General features: G+C 57.4%; 16 protein-coding genes and 6 pseudogenes. 9 read left to right on the forward strand and 13 right to left on the reverse strand.

Going from position 1 to position 19364, the window contains the following annotated elements:
* Window positions 1-86: 86 nt before the first annotated feature.
* From PQR42_RS34690 to PQR42_RS34705, 4 genes and pseudogenes are all read right to left on the reverse strand, one after another.
* Window positions 87-2582 carry an NACHT domain-containing protein gene (locus tag PQR42_RS34690; protein WP_408494870.1) on the reverse strand — a complete coding sequence of 832 codons (2496 nt, stop codon included), beginning with the start codon at window positions 2580-2582 and terminating at the stop codon, window positions 87-89.
* 1195 nt (window positions 2583-3777) lie between these two features.
* Window positions 3778-3987, reverse strand: a pseudogene (locus PQR42_RS34695) (HU family DNA-binding protein); the annotation flags it as partial.
* Window positions 3988-4944: 957 nt separating this feature from the next.
* A pseudogene (locus PQR42_RS34700) lies at window positions 4945-5115 on the reverse strand (single-stranded DNA-binding protein); the annotation flags it as partial.
* Window positions 5116-5245: 130 nt separating this feature from the next.
* Window positions 5246-5416 (reverse strand): annotated as a pseudogene (locus tag PQR42_RS34705) (ISKra4-like element ISBte2 family transposase); the annotation flags it as partial.
* Between the two features lie 192 nt (window positions 5417-5608).
* Here PQR42_RS34705 and PQR42_RS34710 point away from each other — a divergent pair.
* The 4 genes and pseudogenes from PQR42_RS34710 to PQR42_RS34725 form a co-directional block, all read left to right on the forward strand.
* A complete protein-coding gene (locus PQR42_RS34710) occupies window positions 5609-6331 on the forward strand; it encodes an IS6 family transposase (RefSeq protein ID WP_408494872.1) in 723 nt (240 codons plus the stop codon).
* Between the two features lie 54 nt (window positions 6332-6385).
* Window positions 6386-6874, forward strand: a pseudogene (locus PQR42_RS34715) (IS30 family transposase); the annotation flags it as partial.
* Between the two features lie 34 nt (window positions 6875-6908).
* A pseudogene (locus PQR42_RS34720) lies at window positions 6909-7214 on the forward strand (integrase core domain-containing protein); the annotation flags it as partial.
* A gap of 36 nt (window positions 7215-7250) precedes the next feature.
* Window positions 7251-7589, forward strand: a pseudogene (locus PQR42_RS34725) (transposase); the annotation flags it as partial.
* Here PQR42_RS34725 and PQR42_RS34730 read toward each other — a convergent pair.
* The gene (locus PQR42_RS34730; protein ID WP_408494874.1) at window positions 7568-8389 is read right to left on the reverse strand and encodes a ThiF family adenylyltransferase; all 822 of its coding nucleotides are present in this window, start codon (window positions 8387-8389) and stop codon (window positions 7568-7570) included. The pseudogene PQR42_RS34725 and the gene PQR42_RS34730 sit on opposite strands and share 22 nt — an antisense overlap.
* A complete protein-coding gene (locus PQR42_RS34735) occupies window positions 8325-8795 on the reverse strand; it encodes a multiubiquitin domain-containing protein (RefSeq protein WP_408494876.1) in 471 nt (156 codons plus the stop codon). The genes PQR42_RS34730 and PQR42_RS34735 overlap by 65 nt, the downstream gene beginning before the upstream one ends.
* Window positions 8796-8872: 77 nt before the next feature.
* On the opposite strand from PQR42_RS34735, the gene PQR42_RS34740 reads away from it, so the two are divergent.
* From PQR42_RS34740 to PQR42_RS34750, 3 genes are read left to right on the forward strand one after another with little or no spacing between them, the layout of a single operon-like run.
* The gene (locus PQR42_RS34740; protein ID WP_408494878.1) at window positions 8873-9562 is read left to right on the forward strand and encodes a hypothetical protein; all 690 of its coding nucleotides are present in this window, start codon (window positions 8873-8875) and stop codon (window positions 9560-9562) included.
* The gene (locus PQR42_RS34745) at window positions 9559-9975 is read left to right on the forward strand and encodes a hypothetical protein (protein ID WP_408494880.1); all 417 of its coding nucleotides are present in this window, start codon (window positions 9559-9561) and stop codon (window positions 9973-9975) included. The genes PQR42_RS34740 and PQR42_RS34745 overlap by 4 nt, the downstream gene beginning before the upstream one ends.
* Window positions 9965-10735: an ImmA/IrrE family metallo-endopeptidase gene (locus PQR42_RS34750; protein ID WP_408494882.1), complete on the forward strand. Its 771-nt coding sequence runs from the start codon at window positions 9965-9967 to the stop codon at window positions 10733-10735. The genes PQR42_RS34745 and PQR42_RS34750 overlap by 11 nt, the downstream gene beginning before the upstream one ends.
* A 419-nt stretch (window positions 10736-11154) precedes the next feature.
* Here PQR42_RS34750 and PQR42_RS34755 read toward each other — a convergent pair whose 3' ends face one another.
* From PQR42_RS34755 to PQR42_RS34765, 3 genes are all read right to left on the reverse strand, one after another.
* A complete protein-coding gene (locus tag PQR42_RS34755; RefSeq protein ID WP_408494884.1) occupies window positions 11155-11460 on the reverse strand; it encodes a hypothetical protein in 306 nt (101 codons plus the stop codon).
* A 535-nt stretch (window positions 11461-11995) separates the two neighbouring features.
* On the reverse strand, window positions 11996-12442 hold the full coding sequence (locus PQR42_RS34760) for a hypothetical protein (protein ID WP_408494886.1): 447 nt from the start codon (window positions 12440-12442) through the stop codon (window positions 11996-11998).
* 85 nt (window positions 12443-12527) lie between these two features.
* Entirely contained in the window at window positions 12528-13007 is a 480-nt protein-coding gene (locus tag PQR42_RS34765) for a hypothetical protein (RefSeq protein WP_408494888.1), read from the reverse strand.
* A gap of 543 nt (window positions 13008-13550) precedes the next feature.
* Here PQR42_RS34765 and PQR42_RS34770 point away from each other — a divergent pair.
* Entirely contained in the window at window positions 13551-13958 is a 408-nt protein-coding gene (locus PQR42_RS34770) for an FAD-binding oxidoreductase (protein ID WP_408494890.1), read from the forward strand.
* Between the two features lie 826 nt (window positions 13959-14784).
* Here PQR42_RS34770 and PQR42_RS34775 read toward each other — a convergent pair.
* From PQR42_RS34775 to PQR42_RS34785, 3 genes are all read right to left on the reverse strand, one after another.
* A complete protein-coding gene (locus PQR42_RS34775; RefSeq protein ID WP_408494892.1) occupies window positions 14785-15063 on the reverse strand; it encodes a hypothetical protein in 279 nt (92 codons plus the stop codon).
* A gap of 42 nt (window positions 15064-15105) precedes the next feature.
* A complete protein-coding gene (locus PQR42_RS34780; RefSeq protein WP_408494894.1) occupies window positions 15106-15324 on the reverse strand; it encodes a hypothetical protein in 219 nt (72 codons plus the stop codon).
* 527 nt (window positions 15325-15851) lie between these two features.
* Window positions 15852-17291: an IS1182 family transposase gene (locus PQR42_RS34785; RefSeq protein ID WP_408494896.1), complete on the reverse strand. Its 1440-nt coding sequence runs from the start codon at window positions 17289-17291 to the stop codon at window positions 15852-15854.
* A gap of 17 nt (window positions 17292-17308) precedes the next feature.
* Between PQR42_RS34785 and PQR42_RS34790 the strand changes: the two genes are divergently transcribed.
* The gene (locus PQR42_RS34790) at window positions 17309-17644 is read left to right on the forward strand and encodes a DUF3443 family protein (RefSeq protein ID WP_408494898.1); all 336 of its coding nucleotides are present in this window, start codon (window positions 17309-17311) and stop codon (window positions 17642-17644) included.
* A gap of 817 nt (window positions 17645-18461) precedes the next feature.
* Here PQR42_RS34790 and PQR42_RS34795 read toward each other — a convergent pair.
* Window positions 18462-18719: a hypothetical protein gene (locus PQR42_RS34795; RefSeq protein WP_277039150.1), complete on the reverse strand. Its 258-nt coding sequence runs from the start codon at window positions 18717-18719 to the stop codon at window positions 18462-18464.
* Window positions 18720-19364 lie beyond the last annotated feature (645 nt).

Consider the following 19364-nt stretch of genomic DNA (forward strand, 5'->3'; position numbering starts at 1 on the left):
CCTTAAATATCTAAATAGTCGTCGCATTCTGCGTCCTGCCTTCCGCCTTGTCGGGCCCGCTCTTCCTTGTCGCCAAAAAGCATCGCTCAAGCCTTCCCTCCGAATGCGTATCGGCTTTCTACAGCGTGGGTCGGCCTTCTACGCCTTGCCTCGAACTCAACAATGTCGAACCGCTGTCCGTGATGTCGCATCACCCGTGCTACGGTCTGTTTCAGGCCGTCATCCCGAATTAACCCCGAAATCGTATTGACCGGGATGGAAACTTTTTTCTCGGCCGGCATATAGCTCAAACCGGAGCAGAACTCTGGAGCAAGCAACTCCCCCGCACGAACCTCGTCCGATGTTCTTTCGGGCGAACGTGCAATCAGACCGACCTTTCCGATGAGGTGTCCCGCCGCCATCGACAGCGCTTCCTGTGTGTCAATGGATATCATCCGCCCGACGTTCTGATCACGCAGTTTTGAAAATGCAGCCGCGCAAATTCTTTCTGGAGTGCCGAAATGACTGCCCGGGATCAGAATTCCTGAAGCCGACTCATCTGCATCCTTCATTCGTTGAACGATCCGGACGAGGAGGCTTACCGCCAGCGCCTCGATGGCATGTTCAGCTGAATCCTCGAGATGGAGCCGCAAGAGACATGCGATCGCCATCGTCGCTGGATCCTCCTTGCCGACCGTGATGACTTCCGCGAGCACATTGATCAGTTTGCGCCCCCATGAGGGACTTGCTTCGTCGTCCAACGGCGCAAGTCCAATAATGGCAACATCAGCGACGGTCATTCGTTCGCCATCCCCGGACTCGAGAATCTGTACAACAAGGTCGTGATTGATTTGAAAGTATCGAAGGTACTCTGCAGGCAGTGGTCCCGGACACGCACCAATGGTTTCGTACCAACGGGTGATATGATCATGGTCGGGAGCTGCGTCGAGAAACTCGATAATGTCTGGAGTCAAAGACGCCGCGATCTGCACATGCTGATCAGCAGAAGGAGTCAACAACCGCAGCCGCTCGGTTACCAGAAATTCCTGGAAAGACCGATGCGCGAAGTACAACACGCCGGCGTCTTTCTCCTCCGTGAGGGTGGAGACGAGGTATTCGGCCAGCTTCGTTTCATTGCTGACGGCCCCACCATTCGGCAATCCATCCAGCAATGAAAGAGGGACCTGGTCCCGCTCAAAGAACCCCTGGCCCTCGTCATTTCTCGACCAGCACCACCAGGCAAGCTCACGCTGGAATGTCAGGCGATCTTCCACACTGATCTGACTCCTCGCCTGCTTTTCGTCTACGTCCCGCTCTACGAGGCGTTGAATGAACTGCGCATAAAGGGTATGAGGTGTAAAGCCTTGCAGATTGAAGGATGGATCCACCGCAAGGTCAGCCACAATTTTGGCGTGAACCGGACGCGAAAGCAGATCGGGAGCCACTTCACGACGGATTTCCTTGACCCGCCTCTCGACGAATTCCTCCTGTCCTCGTCTGCCTGCCTCGTTCATCCGGTGTATCAGGTACGTGCGGAGGAACTGCTCGATCTCCGCATCGTTGAACGAATCGACAGTAATTTCCGTCCACTTCCGGTAATGAGGATCCTGCGTAACCTGATCGTTGTAAATACGCTGGCCACGAAACACGAGCTGCCGCGCTTCAGTGGTCAGGGCATTGGGGCGGCCAAGGAGCAATACCTTTGCTTCCGGCCGCAAAAGTCGGTTGAACTCTCGAAAGTTCGATCGAAAATCACTCGCGGACATCGCGTGTTTCATTTCGTCAAATCCGTCGAGTACGATAAAGAGCCGCCCCATCTCGTTCAGATGTTCGAGCGTGCGGAACTTGAAATCGTGCGACGGTTGATGGGCCGTAAATTCCTTGCCAAACAGTCCTTCGAGCTGGGTCTCGTGGACGACCTTCCCCAACCGAACAAGAATCGGCATCCGTTCCGTTGCATCCTTCAGATAGGCACGCGCCTGTGAGGACACAATCCGGAGCGCCAGGCTTGATTTACCTCGTCCATATCCACCCAGGATAGCCAGGGGTCGTGCATTTGACTCTCCAAGCCAGCGGTGCACGTAATCACGAGCAATTCCGGATTGCCCTTCGAATCTCCCCTCCACGTAATAAGATCCGAGCTCGCGCTCATCAGAACTCGCTGCAATCGACTCGATATACGGTCGCAACCCAAGAAGATCCTCTTCCAGCTGATTGAATGTGCGAAACCTCATCCAGGACGAATTATTGATGAAGGCTCTGGCGTCGGCGGTGACATCACCGGACGCCACGACGATCAGGTGGTGCAACAGATTTTGGCGGACAAGGGAGTCGTGGTCAGCGTAAATCTTGTTCACGTCCGACATTGTCAACGTCGCACCACAGTCCTTGCATCCGACGCCAATAATATCCGTGCGTCCTAGATCAAATCTTGAGAAAACGACATCGACCTTTTTATGCCCAATCCTTATTTCTGTTTCCGCATCTGGATATTTGGTGCGCAACGCGGCAGCGACGGAGTCACGAAAGCGGTTGCCTTTCTCAACCGTAGAGCTCACTGCACGGTCCGCCGGTTGGTCGCTTCCGGCCTCAAATCGTCCCATTATTCTGTTCCTTTTCAATACAGGCATCATGCCGGCTGACGGCCGCGTGCCCTCACGGATTGTATGAGTCACCCATGCCGCGCACTGTCGATCTTGGATTCCCCGTCATTGGAGAGAGCTTTTCTGCTTCTTATCCCAATTAAACTAGGCCCGCTTTTGCGACGCAATTTCCTTCACGAGCCGCGACAAATTCGTCCCGCCCCGTTGTTGCATCCAATTTGCTATCTGACCGGCGATTTAGGACGGGTCCGCGTCGGTCCGTCCCAAACGCAGATGCTTCGTTCCCCCCTCGATGTGTCGTTCCTCTGGCCCTAGCGCTGAGAGGAACGCTGACACCGCATCAGGCTGATACCAGTAGAAAGCGTGTTCCAAACCCCTCCGGACGGAATCCATTTGCGCTTGGGATAGTGAGGCCATGAACGCTCTCATACGGATCTCCGCACGCTCGCGGGTTTCATGGCAAGTCCTGCATAACGCACGGAATGCGCCAAGAGGATATTCCCAGGGCTCAAAACCATGTCGCATGTTTGCGTAGTAACAATGACGCGCATCCAGAGGCCCGGCGGCGCCACAGTCCTCGCATGTATGTCCAGCGCGATCCTTGATGAGTTTTGCCTTACGTTGCCAGCGCCCGTCTTTTAACTTGCTCGCGTAGGATCCCTGCAAGGGTGAAAAGTCGTAACCGTCCTCCGCGTAAAAGCCGATGCTCCACGAATAGCCCAACTCGTACCAGAATCCAAACGACTCAACCAGATTATCGAAATCTGAGGTGTCGCCACCAAAGTTCAGCATCGTATGAAGCGCGCGCTGCCGTCAATGACCAGCACGAGTGCTGCGTCCTCGTGAAATTCCTCTCCGCGGGCAATCCACTCCGCACGTGTGTAAAACCTGGCGTCACCCAATAAACCGCCGGTGATCAGCCACTCGCTCACCGCGTGCCGCATTCTTTCGAGATTAGCCAACACTGCCAAGTCCCTTCGTCTCAAAACCGGTGTTTTCAGACTTCGCTGGCGTCGCCGCGAGTCACGGCTGCGTCCCCGCCGCATGCTGTTCGGATGCGCTTGCGCCCGACGCCGCCCCTCGGGCGCGCCCGCGCGTCGCCTTCGGCCTCGAACGCGGCAGCAGCGATGTTCCTAAAGTGGGTACGACCGGCGGCGTCCCTGGAATCTAGCCACCGGAGGTCAGACGTTGTTCTCTGGATTTCTGCGCCGGTTGCCGGATTGCGCCCAACCCGTGCCGCGCGCGCGCCCGCCGAAAACGACCCGAAGCCGACCAGCTGCACGGTGTCGCCCTTCGTCACTGTCGCCGTGATGGTGCCGATCAGTGCGTCGACGGTGGCGGCGGCGGCCGCCTTGCTTCCGCCGGTTTTTGCGGCAACGGCGTCGACCAGTTCCTGTTTGTTCATGGTTTGATCTCCCTGCGGTTATTCACTGCGCCACCCTACCCGATCGGTTCCCCCGTGCGCAATACCCGGTCGACCCGCGCGCACCCGGTTGGAGACCCGATCCCGCGTTGGTGCACGGCAAGCCTCCCGTATCGGCTCACCTTACGCCGATGCGCGTCACGCGAAACTGCACCGCGTCGCCTGGGCAGACCGAAACCTTCGCGTGGCCGGCGACCGGCGGGTCGGATGCCGTCACCTTTCCTCGAGGGCGGGAATTGCGCGCCGGCCCCTTTCAGGTAGCGTCCGTGCCCATGGTTAAACGGCGTGCGATGAAGCAAAAGTAGCAGCGTTTTGGAAGTAAAAGTCGCAGTGCCTGACGGCAATTCGCGCACGCGTTCGGTCTGATCGAACCTCCCAGTCGGCCGCGACCGGCATAGACATCTCACTTCAGAGGCTGACGGGAAGTTGTAACCTTCGTCATGGGAATACACCGAATGGAGCCCACGGCAACTAGAAAAGCCCACTTTCATGGGCCTTGGGGTAGGTTAAGCTAACCAAACATGCTACGCTAGATTGTGATAGCGTCTGCTACATGCACGTCCGGACAAGCGTCAGTGATGCACCGCGAACGCGACGTAGACCAAGCCTGTACAGAAGTAATTGGCCGCAAGCAGCCAATACCCCCAGTTTGCTGAAGTCATGTGCCCTCCATAAGGTGGGTTCGTGATCCGAAGGGGCCCGCCCGAATCTTTCGACGGACGTGGGCGAAGCCCCTTCCCCTTTTTGAAACGGCGCTGACGATGGCGCCGTTTCCATTTGAGCGCCAGCTTTGCTCAATAGACAGATTACCTGTTTTAACTTTTGTTTTCGAAGCCAGAGGCACATGTCAGTCGCGATCCGGCGGGTGATGCCAGCAAACGGAACCGCGAAGTGCAAATGGGGGCTGGACTTTGAGTAGCGAATTGGCAGGCGTTTCCCCGACGCCCTCTTCTTACGATATTCGAACAGGATTTCCGCGAAGCGGCCGAAGAACGACACTCGGTGCCATTCGGTCGCTTTGTTCATCTCGCCGGACGCCTTGTCCTTGTACCGATCCGTCGTTGCAGAGGAGAGCGTGCAAGAGTTGGGGAGGTAGATTTCGTTAGGTATCCATGGCTTACGGCATGATTGCACCGTCTGTTCTGTCCGTTGGCCGGTCCTCGCCGGCCGACGCTGCCCGCACGCATGCGCCGCAACGCGAGGCGGCAATCTTGAGCGCCGAGATGCGACGGGGGGAGAATTCCCCGTTCAACACCGCAACCCTGACCTGTGCCATGCAGTGCGCTCCTTCGTCTGTCCACCGCATCTGGCGTTTCTTGGCCATACGGTAACTGACAACCTGGTTCACCGCAGACTCGGCGATGCTGCTGCTGATCGGCAGGCCCTTGCGATGCCGGGCGCCGTAGTTGACCAACGTGCGCGCGTTGTTCTTGAGGTAACTGGAGATAGTGTTCAGATTCCACCACAACGTATTGAATTCGTATCCTTCCCTCGCCAGGAGCCGACTGTCCAGTGCCTTGATCCGCTCCAACCCCTTGCGGTTCTGTCGCAATAACGATGCCGCGTTAAAGTTCGGGATGCACAAACTTTGCTTCGGCTCACGATGAAGAAGACCGCGATACCACGAACGGCCCTTGCTACAGGCATTGCGAAGGTTTTGAAGCGGCTTCATTATCCGCTGGATGTGATGCTGCTGTGCGTGCGATGGTATGTTGCCTATTCGCTAAGTCTTCGCAATCTCGAGGAGATGATGTCTGAGCGCGCCATCGGCGTCGATCATTCGACGGTGCATCGGTGGGTGATCAAACTGGTACCGTTGTTCGCAAAGACGTTTCGCAAGCACAAACGCCCGGTGGGCACGAGCTGGCGCATGGATGAAACATATATCAAGGTCAAAGGCTCGTGGAAATACCTGTATCGCGCCGTGGACAAGGCGGGTAACACCATCGACTTTCTGTTCAGAGCCAAGCGGGACAAGGCCGCCGCGCGCCGCTTCTTCGATAAAGCCATCGCTCAGAACGGCGCACCCGAGACGGTGACCATCGACAAAAGCGGTTCCAATCTGGCGGCGCTTCATGCGGTGAACGCCGAGCGCGAGACGCCCATCAAGGTTCGGCAGGTCAAGTATTTGAACAACGTGGTGGAGCAGGACCACCGGGCCATCAAACGTCGCACTAGACCGATGCTCGGGTTCAAGGATTTTGACTGCGCGCGTGTCATTCTGAGCGGCATCGAAGTCATGCACATGATCAAAAAAGGACAGATGGAGGACTTTGGCAAAATCCAACTGTCCGCCGCGAAGCAGTTTTACTCACTCGTTTCATAAGCAATACATAACAATCGCGTTTCCTCGTCCATCGCGCCTTACTGCGACAAAACCATCATCGGTCTTAACCGATCCGCAGTAGGTACGCTGGTCGAGCGCACCACCCGCTTTACAATGTTGCTCCATCTTCCACCTATGGAGGGCCATGGCACCGGCGTCCGCGTCAAGAACGGGCCACCGCTGGCGGGTCATGGAGCGGAGGCTGTCCGCAATGCCATAGCTGCGAAGATCGTCTTATTACCTGAGCAGTTGAGACGATCACTCACATGGGATCAAGGTGCAGAGATGGCCCAGCATGTGCAGCTTCGAATCGATACGGGTCTTGAAATCTATTTCTGCGATCCTCAAAGCCCGTGGCAACGAGGGACCAATGAGAACACGAACGGCCTGTTACGCCAGTACTTTCCAAAAGGCACCGACATGAGCCGGTACTCGGAGCGTGAACTCGATGCCGTCGCAAGCGCGCTGAATTGCAGACCGCGTAAAAGCCTTGGATGGAAAGCACCAGCAGAAGCACTGAGAGATCTACTACTCGCATCATAAACATCAGGTGTTGCAACGACCCCTTGAACCTAAGCAATACGTTAGCATTCGTTATAGCGAGCGACTGGCCGAAGCGGGCATCGAGCCCTCGGTTGGTAGCCGTGGCGACAGTTACGACAACGCACTGGCCGAAACAATCAACGGTTTGTACAAGGCCGAACTGATTCATCGCCGCACCTGGAAAACACGGGAGTCCGTCGAGTTGGCAACGCTGGAATGGGTGGCCTGGTTCAATCATCATCGATTGATGGAACCCCTCGGCTACATCCCGCCTGCCGAAGCTGAGGCAAACTACTATCGGCAACTTGAAACACCGGTCGCCGAAACCGCATTAACTTAAACCAATCTGCCTCCACGATTCCCGGGGCGGTTCAACATCTACGGTTACCTGAACCGAATTCAATCCAGTCGACGCCTTGAGTGCGAGGCGCAGCGCAACGTCGAATTGATGTGGCTCACGGGCCGTCTAATGCCCGACTTCAAGACCATTGCGAGGTTCCGCAAAGATAATGGCAAGGCGATCCGCAGCGTCTGTCGTCAGTTCGTTGTGCTGTGCCAACGCCTGGACCTGTTCTCCGATGCGCTCGTTGCGATAGACGGGAGCAAGTTTAAGGCAGTGAACCATCGCGACCGCAACTTCACGAGCGCAAAACTAGAACGGCGCATGCGGGATATCGAGGCAAGCATCAGCCGTTATCTAGTGGAAACCCGAACCGGGTGACACACGATTCCGCGATGCATACGTTCGTAGATGCTTTTGAAGTACTCGACCTTCAACGGTCGGAGTCGAAGGTCTTCCAGGCCCGCTGCACCAGGCGCTCTGAAGGCGTTGTGAGTCAGGAACTCATCCGCGTCGAAGAGGTGAATCTGTTTGACCGGCGCCTTGACGACCAAGTCGAGCACGTAGGAACCGGTCCCGCCAAGCCCCACGATGGCGACTGCTTCCTCAGCAAGCTTTGCGGTCACTTCAACGATTTCCGCTCGCGCCGACGCAGTCTCCAAGTAGACATGCGGTCCGTCATCGGTCGCGCTTTCGACGACCCTGAAGGTTTTCGCTGTCGCCTCAGGATTGATTGCCGCCACCTGCTGCGCCAGCAGGGACACGTAGTGGGTCATCTTTTCGTAATAGTCGACGTAGTGACCGCATGCAGGTTTCCGCGAAAACGAGTGCTTCGCTATGAAGCCACTTCCAAGCGGAATATCGGCAGATTGATGGACCAGGATTGCCATTTGCTGGCCGGCGCTGTCGCACGGATACTCGCCGATGAACTTCGCAGTGTGGTCCTGAGGCTGCACGGTCTTATCGCCCGCCAGGTCGAGATTGGTCGCGAGAACACCTGTAGCAATCGTCCTGCACGATGTAACGTACGGCACGTCATGCACGAGCAGGAAATTTGCGTCCGTCACCTGGATGTTGTAGCCATCGTGAAGCAGGCGCAGGAGGTCCGGATTACGATCGATTAGAGTGCGCGACATCGATGATAGTCCCGTTTTTCTTGATAGTAATGGCGCCATTTTCCGGAAGATCGCCGTGGTGCGGTTTGCTCTCAGCGTGTTCGAAGCTGATGGTGAATTTAGGATCTAAACCGGTCGGCGGCTGCGGAAACGCCAGATTCACGATCTCTGCGAAAGTCATGGACTCATGGTCAACGACGAAGTCATCGGTGTTGATCGTAACGACGTGATACCACTCAGGCGGCTTGCCCGTATAAAAATGTTCATCCTCTTTCAGATGGATCTCAGCAGCGTCAATTCGGACCAGTTCGTCTTCGTGATCGCCAGAGACTTCCCGGTACAAAACGTGGTTCCCGTGCAAATGGGCGAGATCGTAGAAATCAGCCCCGGTCGTGGGATTCGGCGACTCATAGGCTTTCTGATCGATATGAATTCGGGTTTGGTGTTTCGCGTGTTCGGACATCATTTATCACCTTGTCGCAGCGAAGTTGCTGCTCATCTGTATGTGCGGAAAAGAATAAAAACGCGGACAAAACGCCTACAATGTCCGCAGAGGCGACAAACTCCGCACGTACCAGTGACGAGGCAAAAGGGGGGCATGTGACAACTGGAGAATCACTCGATCGCGCTTACGCCACGGCCGAGGAGATCGCCGAAGCGATCGAAATGCTGACCGAGGCGGAACTCGGGCGCATACACCGCGCGGCACAATACGCCCTCTTCGGCACCGAATACACGGACCCACTTGAATTGCTAAGCGAAGCGGTGCAACGCACTCTCGAGGGCGTCGGTGTCAAAGAGGGCCGGCACTGGCCCAAGGACGTGCACTTCGTGGCCTATATCATCAGGACGATGCAATCCATCGCGGAGGGATCCAGCAGCTCCATCACTCAGTCACGAACCGCGTACCTCGAGACGATGGCGGGTCGCGAGGGCGACGCAGAGTTGGCTCTCGCGCAGGAAGGCTTCCACTCCCCGGATGTCGTCGAGCAGGCGCTGGAGATTGAAGAAACACACGAGCGGCAAGCTCGCGCCGTCGCTGACGCTGCACTGATTGACGCTCATTTCGCGAACGACGAGGAAATTCAGTTCCTTATTATGGGCGATAAGGACGGCATGAAACCTAGCGAAATCCGCGCCGTTTCAGGCATGGACCAAACCGCATACGATACTGCCCGGCGAAGATTCCGCCGGGGGCTCAACACCTTGATGCCGGGCAGGAGGAAATTATGAGGCAGTCCAAGGAAAACAGGGAGATCGGTTTTATCCGCGCCAGGGCGCTGGACGACCTCGCCGCAACTAGTGACGAAGAAATCAGGAACGAATATCGCGAAGCTGGGCAAGACATGGCGGCGGTGGCCATGCAAACGCATGACAAACTTCGAGACGTGGTCGCAGCCGGCATGCGGGCGAAGCTCGCCTCCGTCAAGGCAGCGACCAAGGCTTCGGCTGCAACTCGACCTATCAATCGGGTGCGCCCGACAATGGAACGACTCAAGGAGATCGTGGCCGAGACGTTCATGCGCGAGCCCAAAGTCGCTATGGCGTTTCGGGATGGCAAAAAGCAGACCGACGAAGACTTGGCGACTGTCTACGACGATTTGGTGAGGATGGGAATTGTCAAGCCGGAAGACCATGGCGATTGATCGTTCAATGCTCAGCCCCGCTGAAAGTCTGCTCTGGCACTACGGAGTACGCGACTCCTCCCACATCGATTTGGAGGCCATCGCGAACTACCGGGGAGCTGAGGTCGTCTATCGTCGCCTGTGTGGGTGCGCTGCGCGCCTGGTAGCAGCTGGCAACATAGCGGTGATTAGCGTCGATACAGGATCTTATCGTCGCCGCCAGCGCTTCTCGCTAGCCCACGAACTGGCGCATTGGATTTGCGATAAAGATCGCGGCTCTTTTCAGTGCGCTAACGAAGACATCGGCCCTCAAAACGCCGAAGCGAAGAACGTCGAGGCCTACGCAAATGGATACGCGAGCCAATTGATCTTGCCAAGCTTCTTGGTAGACCCTTGGCTCGAAGGCAAGCGGATCAATCTGGACACTGCAAAGGCGCTCGGCGACGAGTTCGACACCAGCTTAACCGCTTCAGCGATCAAGGTAGCCAGACGCGCCCAAGCCCAAACCTGCGTCGTCTGCCACAACCAGACTAAGAGGATATGGAGTCAGAAGAACCTCGCATTTCCGCACGATTTCTACGTCAAGCAGGAGCTGCACCAAGACACCGCTGCGTTTTCGATGGCGTTTGGAAAAGGAAGCGGATTATCCAGACCTGTGAAAGAGGCCGCTGACCGCTGGCTCCAAGGACCCGGGGCCTATCGGCGAACCGTGGAGACTCAGTCCCTCAAGCTGCCCGATAACACTGTCCTGACGATGATTACCCTGCTTGCCGACAAATAACTAAATTAAGCCGCCAGTAGGCACAGGGAACCTGTCAGTAACGCGACGAGCATGGCTGGCAGCGATTCCGCTGCAAAGCAGACATTGACCCACGTACCTTGAATGGCGACATTGTGTTGGGAGAACTCATTCGTCGCTCCCGCCAGGAAACAGTCGATCGTATCTCATTGTGAACGACTGCAAAACGGCGCACTGTTGCGGCACGGCGACTAACGGGCCAACGTCCGCAAAGGCCGATGAACCTCTATCGACCTGGCATGTTCAGTGACCGCTTTCGGCGTGATATAGACGCTGGAATGACCAGCCGCGTCATCAGGTAAACATCGTTTCATGGCCGCACTGGGGCATTCTCCGATCTCGTTGCGAACTCCAAACAACGTCGTCAGAAGCCAAACACATTGCAGCAAATCGCTGACAGACTAGGGATCGTTAACTGCGTTGATGATGTCAGTAAGAAACCAAGGCAGGATCAATTGCGTATCGGAATAGCTGACACCAACGCTGAGCATCGGTGGCTTCGACGTGGAGTCGCCGCGCGTCGCACCGTGGTTAGCACGCGGAATGTAGGCATTCGAGTCGGCCTTAATTTGCTGGGCAATCTGATTATTGGCGGGCGGCCATGTCGAGGCGCAGCCGGCAGTGAGTACGACGAGGGCAATTACGTAGCAAAAGGGCTTCATATGGGCGAACTCCAGCCGCATTACTTTGACAATATGGCCGATCATGAGTTCGTCGCGGTATGTGGCTGGCGTCTGCCGAGCGCGGGAGGCGTGGTCTGTAGCCCCTAAGCGGACTGCCGGCCTATCGAAGCATCAACGACTGGCGGATGGAGAGCGGTCGCTCGAACGGCCATGTTGCAGTAGCGACGAACGGCAGTTGATGGGCGGCGACTTCTGTGCGACTCGCAACGTCGGGGCCTTTGAATCGTAATCAACAGAATCAAGCGCGGGTCCTGGGCCGATAGAGCGGTTCTCAATGCAGCTCCGTGCTACCTGCCTCATGGTCGTTACCCGTCAACCAGTTTGGTAGCAAATAACATTTCCAGGTTCACGTCGTCCCTTAACTCTCGATACGCCCCGGCTTCACAACCACTTGCGCTACGTTAGCGCGAGGACGAAATCGAACCAGGCCGCCTTTCGCTCGCCGCCGTTGTCAACGTCATCAATAGCCGGCGATCGAACAGGGAATCGCGAGCGTTGCGCTGCTCGGCAGGAAAGTACAGTTGGGTGGTGAGGATCGGCCCGTTGGGTGACTGCACCGTCACGTGGATGTGTCTTGTGCGTCTCGGATATAGCCCCGGCACGATGGTCTCAAGGCGGTAGCGTCCCTCGCTGCCGGCGAATTGATGGCCGCGCAGCGGAACCCCTCGAGGTCGTACTCGCCGGCGTCATTGGCGTGCCAGAAATCGAGCAAAGCCCCGGAAACCGCGCTGCATCGTGTCGAATACACCCGTCCAGTCAGCACGATCTTCGTTCCATTGATGCCCGGTTCCAGCAGCGATGCACGTTGCGGCGAGTGCGGCAGGAAAAACGGACCTGCCGTCTGCTGCCGGGTCGGTTCATGTTCGTCGGTGCAGGCGGGCGTAGCTGAAACTGCGCCGGACTGCCCATACGCATCTCCGAGGACCAACAGCAGCAACGTGGACGGCACTGCGGCAGACTTTCGAAGAAAATCGCGCCGGCCCTGGCTCACACTTCGTGTCCGCATTGTGGGTGATCCTTGCTTTCCGCGCGCCGTCCGCCGGTACGCGCGCGCCGTGACCGCCCGACAAAGACCGCCCGGCGCGCTCTCCTTACTGCTTCTTCGCTGCATCGACCTTCGAATCGGCCGCCTTCTTGTTAGCGTCGTTCTGGGCCTCAACCTTTTCCTTGTCAGCTTTCGCTTGCGCTACGTTGGCATCCTGAGCGGCATCGTGCTTTTTCTTGTCGGCCTTGACCTGGGCATCATGCTTTTTCCTGTTCGCCTTCGCCTGCGCCGTGGCGGCATCACCGCGCGCCTCCGACGCCTCGCCTACGGTGGTCGCCTTCTCGACCTTCGCTGCCTTCTTGTCGGCTGTGGCTTGCGCTGCGGCCTTATCTTCGTTCGCAGAGGCCTGCGCCTTGTCTGCATCGCTTTGTGCTTCAGCCTTCTTTTTGTTAGCCGTAGCCTGCGCTTCACTCTTTTCGCTATTTGCCTTCGCCTGCGCCTTGGCACTGTCCGTAGGTGCGGCCGTTTGCGCGAATGCCGACGTGATGATCAGGGCGGACGCAAAAGCGGTGATGATCTTCTTCATGACAGTAGACTCCCTTGAAAATGCACTGCATGAGACAGTGCTATCTGTAGCAACGCCGACAGTCGAACCGACGTTGACCCTCCTCCCCTGGCAAATGGTAACTAGGTGAAACCAATTGCAACGCCCCTGCCGTCGCACTACTGCGTCTTTCAACAACGATGCGATTGCTGGACCACCGTCGGTCAGCCAAAGGTATAGCCTCCTACGTACAAGTCCTCTGGTCTGAAACGCACTTTTCACCGAGCAATCTGCGCGCCCGGCGGCAGGCCATCATCGTTGAAACAGCTCGATTCGGGATGTCACCTGAAGGGCAATTACGTGGTTACTAAGAGGGCCGAGGGCAAGCAAGAGCGGGCGCATGCTGCCGCAGCGCACCGCGCTGCCACCCGCATTGGTTGAGATATTGCCGCCGATCCGGCACGAGCCCTCGCTCGCGAGCGACAGCGGAAGCAGACGGTCGACGGAACCCGATGCCGCGCCACCCTCGAGCGAAGCGCAGTCGGCCGCGCTGTGGCATATCCCGCATATTGTGTCCGAAGCCAAATGCGCTTCGGCGTCAGCGTGACGCACGACATCTTTGTGCCCATTTTGCAGATCCCGCAGTGCCTAGCGCAGACCGAAGCGAAGCTGGTCGACGCGGGCCTCGTGGAAGGCGCGCGCTTTCTGTGTGTCGGCCACGTGGGCGACGGCAACATTCATTCGATCGTGCTGTTTCCGCATGCGGTGTGGGCGCAGATTGCCGATCGCGATGCGCGCGTCGATGCCATCGGCAAGATCGTCAATGGCATGGCGGTGCGGTACGGCGGCAGCGTCAGCGCGGAGCGTGGCATTGGCCGGGCGCATCGCGAAGAGCCGTCGCATTACAAGAGCGACGTCGAGCTCCACACGATGTGCGCGGTCAAGCACGCGCTTGATCCGCAAGGCCGGATGAATCCTGGCAAGGCGCTCTGAGCGGTCGCGCATCGTTTCTCACGCGACGCTTCGATTAATACGAAACTGCGGTCGGTTTATTTCACTTCTGGTAAAGCCGCATTTTCCCGTGCGAGTCCCCGATGGTTCGATGCTCCGATAGGTGAAGGCGGCTTACCTCGGCGACTGGCGCGCAGTGAATCCTGAATTTCCGTGATCGACCCTGGCCTGTCGTTAGCCTAGCGGCTGGTTCAATCGCTGGGTCGGACCGCACCGCACGAAGCCAACGGCGTGTGATAAGTCCACTTTTTCCCTCGAGATATGCCGCAAGCTCAGGGAAAGGACCGATTTGCGGAGGCTTCATGATCATTGGTCACGTCGTTATGGAAGGCCGCCGATGGGCGGCTTCAGTTAATCGCCGTCGCCGACTCAGGTAATAATTACATCGGCGGCGATTTTTTTCTATTTGTTGGAGTTGAAACGGTCCGCCATAAGGCTACCGAAGCGTTAGCCCCCATGCCTTCCAAGGCGCGCGAGCGTGCGTTGGGTTCAGCCTGAGGTGCCCAGTCTGCCGAACGCGACGGTTGGCGCACTGGCGCTCGCATCCATTAAGCAAAGGATGTGCCATCTCGATGAGTTGCACAACTGCGGAGATGTGCGATGTAGAAAGCTGGAACGGCGCCAACGAACGTTAGACCTCAAGGGCTTGATCGCCTCCGTGAGCCGCCATTCGGGCAAGCCACGCAACGGTCGCGTTATGGCCGGACACGGTCCGATGCTGAATGGATAAACGGTCCGCTGCAGGTCTGCCTGCGTCAGGCACAAGTTGCATAGGGGCAGTCGAGCTCCTGGAGGGCGACGCCCGGAATTACAGACCATCAACCGATAAGTCCGGATGCGTCCCGTCGACGATCGACCGCGCTTCGACAAACCCGGTTTGCTCTGCGGCCTCTGCATTTGGCAGGTCAGGTATCGCGTGGGAGAAATTCACTCTGCTAGGTGAATAGCGAATATCGTCGCTGGGGCGACAGACGTATCCGGTATACCCGAACAGGATGTCTGGTGGGTGCGGCGAATACTCCGGGACAGCTAGGACCCGGATAGTGAAACCTTTGTACTCTTCAAATTGCTCTTTCCCTTCGGCCATATCTGTCTCCAGCGTGATTCTCGAGGAATCGTTGCACGCGACCTAGGCCGAGTTCTCGTCGCACCACTGAATCGCCCAGCGCTGCGCCGCCTCAATAGCATCCGCGTGGGACGAATAATCGCCGAGGTCGCCCGAATACTTCACCTCAACGGCATCGCCACCCACCGGGGCGCGCCGGTAGATCTTAGCGCGGCCGTAATAGTGGCCGCCTTCATCAAGAGGTGACGCGTCAATGTGGAATTGTTGGTAGTCGAAATGCATGGCTGTCTCCAAACGATTGCCCTACTCGTCGTCGCGTTGGACAAGCTGGACCTGTTTGTCACCGCCGAGGTCGCTCCGTCACTCTGCGAGGTGAATTGGAACTCCGACTCTTCGGCCCAAAGCGCTTTACGAATAATATGTACATCGTAGTAACAGAAAAGCTTGCTGACCAGCGAGAGCAGGACAGCAACGAGAATTCTTATGGGAACGCTTCGTCCAAATACGGGTGCGCCTCGATTGTCAGCGATCCGGAAGTCGATGCCGACCGATTGTTCGTGGCCGAACCGGCCCGACGCAGACCTCACGAGATCGCCGATCGCAGCAAATATGGGAAAGGCATAACTCGACCCAGGTCGTGTAAAAACGCGACGCGGACGCATTGACAATTCCACGCGATCAACGACAGCGTCGACGGCCTCATTGAGCCCGTCTAACGGTTATCGGTTCTTTGGATATCTTTACGAGAGCACGAGACGCCCAGGCGCCGTAATGCGCGCCAGCGCGGCCGGTTTGATGCAGGCCGATCCTCACGCACGCATCTGTTGCAACATCGTCCCGGTGCCTAAGATCGCCATGACGCGCCTGAGGTTGTATGCGAGGACATGAAGGCTCATCTCGGTGCTGACATGCTCGCGTGTCTTCATCAGGAAGTGCGCCGCGCCCATCCAGAATTTCAGCGTACCAAACGGGTGCTCGACGGTCTGACGGCGTATGCGCATCATGTCCGGCTTCCGGTCGAGCCGTTGCTGCATCGCTTCGACGACGGCCTCATGTTCCCAGCGCTTTATCCGGCAAGCCTGTTTGCCTGACGTGCATTGTTTCCTGATGGTGCAGGTAGAACAGGCCGAGCTCGAATAGCAATGCAGCGTCATGCCATGCTCGATGTTTGTGAAACGCCAGTTGAGCCGCTGCTGGGCAGGGCAAAGATACTCGTCATCTTTGGCAACGTAGATAAAATCCTGCTTGCCGAAGTAGCCGTCAGCGATCTTGACCGAAGTCAGCGGTTTAGGAACGAAGGCCGTAATGCCCGCCTCATGGCATTGCAGGACTTCCTCGCTCTTGAAGTAGCCCCGGTCGGCAACAACAGTCAGTTCCTTGATGCCTGTAGCCGCGCGCGCCTGGCCAGCCATGTTTGTCAACTGGCTGCGGTCGTTGCCTACGTTGGTGACCTCGTGCGCCACAATCAGATGATGCTTGTCATCAACCGCCGTCTGAACGTTGTAGCCAACCATTCCCGTTCCCCGACCGCTGGTAGCCATTGAGCGCGCATCTGGATCAGTCAGGGAGACCTGTCCATCTGGCGACTCGCGCAATCGCTGCTCCATCGTCTTGAGGTCCTGCATCTGCTGCCTGAGCTTGCTGATCTTGTCGCTGATGCGACTCGTCTTCGCCTCGGCAACATCGGATTGAGTCCGGTCTGCCGTCTCCATCGCGGAGAGATATCGCGCGATGCTCTCATCGATCTGCTGCAGGCGCGCCTTGACCTTCCCGCTAGTGAAGTTCCGGTCACGATTATTGACGGCTTTGAACTTGCTACCGTCGATGGCCACTATCGACTTTGAGAAGAGGTCCAGGTTACGGCATAGCACGATGAACTGGCTGCAGACATTGCGGATCGCCTTGCCGTTGTTGCGTCGGAAATCGGCGATGGTCTTGAAGTCCGGCGAAAGTCGGCCTGTTAGCCACATAAGCTCGATGTTGCGCTGGGTCTCACGCTCCAGACGCCGACTCGACTGAATGCGATTCAGATAGCCGTAGATATAAATCTTGAGCAGCACGGAAGGATGATACGAGGGTCGTCCCGTCGTTGCCGGAGCGGTTCCCTCAAAGCCGAGATCACGAAGATCAAGCTCATCGACAAAGACGTCGACTACGCGCACCGGATTGTCGTCGGACACATAGTCCTCGAGATACTCGGGCAGCAAGACAGCCTGCTTACGGTCTTCGCCTTCAACGAATCGCTTCATGTGCCCGTCCGACCTGAATGCGTTACTTCAGTTTAGGCGGTTGGCGTACGTTTTCACACAAGCTGGACCCATTGCTGACCCTCGATGCAGTCTCGCCTGTGCGGCAGCAATCGAACCCTCAACGGTCGACGGCCAACGTGACGATGGTGGAGGGCACGAGCATGACGGCGGTCATCGAAAGCGACTCCGGCGCGGACTATATGCCGAATGCCCCGTTGCCGACCCGTTCGGTGGAGGGCATCACCTGGTATTGTCCGAGCAGCCTCACGTCGCAATCGACGGTGTTCACCGGTGGCGGCAGCGGCCTGAACGTGAGGTTCCAGATGGCTAACGCGCAGTCGGTGCTCGCTTAGCCGGCGGCCAGCACGTCCTATGTGATCGCGAATCTTCCGATCCAGCAGGAACTGTTCGGCAAGCCGACGCTGGACTGGGCATGTCGTTCCTGTACGGCAAGACGCTCTATCTCGGGTACGCCAACAGTTCGGCCCCGCCGACGATCGGCGTGGTGACGAACTGAGCCGTGATGTACTGAAGCAACTCCAGGCCGACCGCATTTGGGGTCGGCCTTTTTCGTCTGCTGCAGGCGTTTTGAGAGGGTCAGCGACTTGCTTGGCGGTCAGCCGCAGGAATTCCTCGACGCGGGAATAGACCGGAATCCGTCCGGTGTCGATCGCAGTTTTGCTCTCAAGGACTCGCCGATGCTTTCCGGCGTTCAGTCAGATCAATCTGGTGGACTAATCGGCCCGGCGAGTGAGGCTATTTGAGCCCGCAACGCTTCCAGGTCCTTCGGCTCAGGCGGAGCAATCGGCTTTAAACGCGGGGCCATCCGGGCCCGCAGGCCTTCCAGATCTTTCGGCTCTGGGGGAGCAATTGGCTCTGAGCGCGGGGCAATTCGGATCTGCAGGCTTTTCAGATCCTCAGGTCCGGGGGGCGCAATTGGCTCGGGGCGCGGAGCCAATTGCGCCCGCAAGCCTTCAAGGTCTTTCGCGTCCGGGGGAGCAACTAGCTCGGAGCGCGGAGCCCGTCGGGCCCGCAAGCCTTCAAGGTCTTTCGCGTCCGGGGGAGCAACTAGCTCGGAGCGTGGGGCCAGTCGGGCCCGCAAGCCTTCGAGGTCTTTCTGGCCCGGGGGAGCAATTAGCTCGGAGCGTGGAGTCATCTGCGGCCTCGCTCCTAGATGAGGAAGTTTGCCATGGCAGTTAGTTCACCCGCATCATTCAACAGATAAAGGATCAGGTCATGATCCCTTACCCAAGCGCCTGTTGCGATCTGAAAAACATTACTACAGCCGTCAGCGCTTCGTGGTTCTATTCTTCTCCAAGTCCTCGCCTCACCACCTTCGGGCAGTGTTTCTTCCAGCAATACCATAGCGTACAGTGGATCGGTTGTTGCGAAAACTTGTGAGACCCTGGCGACTTTCCAATCTGCCATTTTTTCCTCCAACCGTAGTGTTAAGTCCTCAAGAAACAATAGCGACGAACTCGCCACGCGGCAGCATCTCGGCCAGGCCGTTAATGATGCGACGCTGGGGCAGAGATGTGTGGATTCAGGACGTGACCATTTCTGTCCGAGCGCCACACTGACATTCAAGCCTCACTGCTTTAAGACATATTGGAACTCTGTACCCGATGGCTTCTAGTGAGAATAGGAGATGAAACAAAGAAATCAATGTGGGCGCTTGCGTCACCGCCCATGCGGCCTGGGCGTCGCGCCCCTCACGCATCGCCGATGCGAATGTGCAGTCTGCCGCCCGGCTCGCCACCGTCCTCGCGGCAACGCCTAGTCCGGTCGCGTCCGCGCCGGCACAATCGGCCTACACGGTGAACACCGTGGAGCTGGCCTTGGGCACTACCGTAAAAGAACTCGTCTCAGGCACGTCAACAGGTTTTTGCCGTGACCTGTCACGGTCTGCCGGCGAGCGATAGCGGAAATCCAGGTGGCCAAGCCTCTTCTTGCAATCTCAAGTCGTCTGCCGCGTCCGGCGAGCGATCTTTCAGCGGACGGGTCAAAAGCCGGTTCCAGATGAGAACTGACGCCTCAATGTCTAAGCGACGGTGCGAGCGAATGACGCTTCCT

Source organism: Paraburkholderia sediminicola (genome assembly GCF_046027355.1).
GTDB lineage: Bacteria > Pseudomonadota > Gammaproteobacteria > Burkholderiales > Burkholderiaceae > Paraburkholderia > Paraburkholderia sediminicola_B.

Coding starts and splice junctions, on each gene's coding strand:
- PQR42_RS34710 (WP_408494872.1), top strand. CDS start 5,609: ATGAAGAAGACCGCGATACCACGAACGGCCCTTGCTACAGGCATTGCG.
- PQR42_RS34795 (WP_277039150.1), bottom strand. CDS start 18,719: ATGGCAGATTGGAAAGTCGCCAGGGTCTCACAAGTTTTCGCAACAACC.
- PQR42_RS34690 (WP_408494870.1), bottom strand. CDS start 2,582: ATGGGACGATTTGAGGCCGGAAGCGACCAACCGGCGGACCGTGCAGTG.
- PQR42_RS34770 (WP_408494890.1), top strand. CDS start 13,551: ATGCGCTTCGGCGTCAGCGTGACGCACGACATCTTTGTGCCCATTTTG.
- PQR42_RS34780 (WP_408494894.1), bottom strand. CDS start 15,324: ATGCATTTCGACTACCAACAATTCCACATTGACGCGTCACCTCTTGAT.
- PQR42_RS34735 (WP_408494876.1), bottom strand. CDS start 8,795: ATGATGTCCGAACACGCGAAACACCAAACCCGAATTCATATCGATCAG.
- PQR42_RS34740 (WP_408494878.1), top strand. CDS start 8,873: ATGTCCGCAGAGGCGACAAACTCCGCACGTACCAGTGACGAGGCAAAA.
- PQR42_RS34760 (WP_408494886.1), bottom strand. CDS start 12,442: ATGCGGACACGAAGTGTGAGCCAGGGCCGGCGCGATTTTCTTCGAAAG.
- PQR42_RS34755 (WP_408494884.1), bottom strand. CDS start 11,460: ATGATCGGCCATATTGTCAAAGTAATGCGGCTGGAGTTCGCCCATATG.
- PQR42_RS34750 (WP_408494882.1), top strand. CDS start 9,965: ATGGCGATTGATCGTTCAATGCTCAGCCCCGCTGAAAGTCTGCTCTGG.
- PQR42_RS34790 (WP_408494898.1), top strand. CDS start 17,309: ATGCGTTACTTCAGTTTAGGCGGTTGGCGTACGTTTTCACACAAGCTG.
- PQR42_RS34785 (WP_408494896.1), bottom strand. CDS start 17,291: ATGAAGCGATTCGTTGAAGGCGAAGACCGTAAGCAGGCTGTCTTGCTG.
- PQR42_RS34730 (WP_408494874.1), bottom strand. CDS start 8,389: ATGGCGCCATTACTATCAAGAAAAACGGGACTATCATCGATGTCGCGC.
- PQR42_RS34745 (WP_408494880.1), top strand. CDS start 9,559: ATGAGGCAGTCCAAGGAAAACAGGGAGATCGGTTTTATCCGCGCCAGG.
- PQR42_RS34775 (WP_408494892.1), bottom strand. CDS start 15,063: ATGGCCGAAGGGAAAGAGCAATTTGAAGAGTACAAAGGTTTCACTATC.
- PQR42_RS34765 (WP_408494888.1), bottom strand. CDS start 13,007: ATGAAGAAGATCATCACCGCTTTTGCGTCCGCCCTGATCATCACGTCG.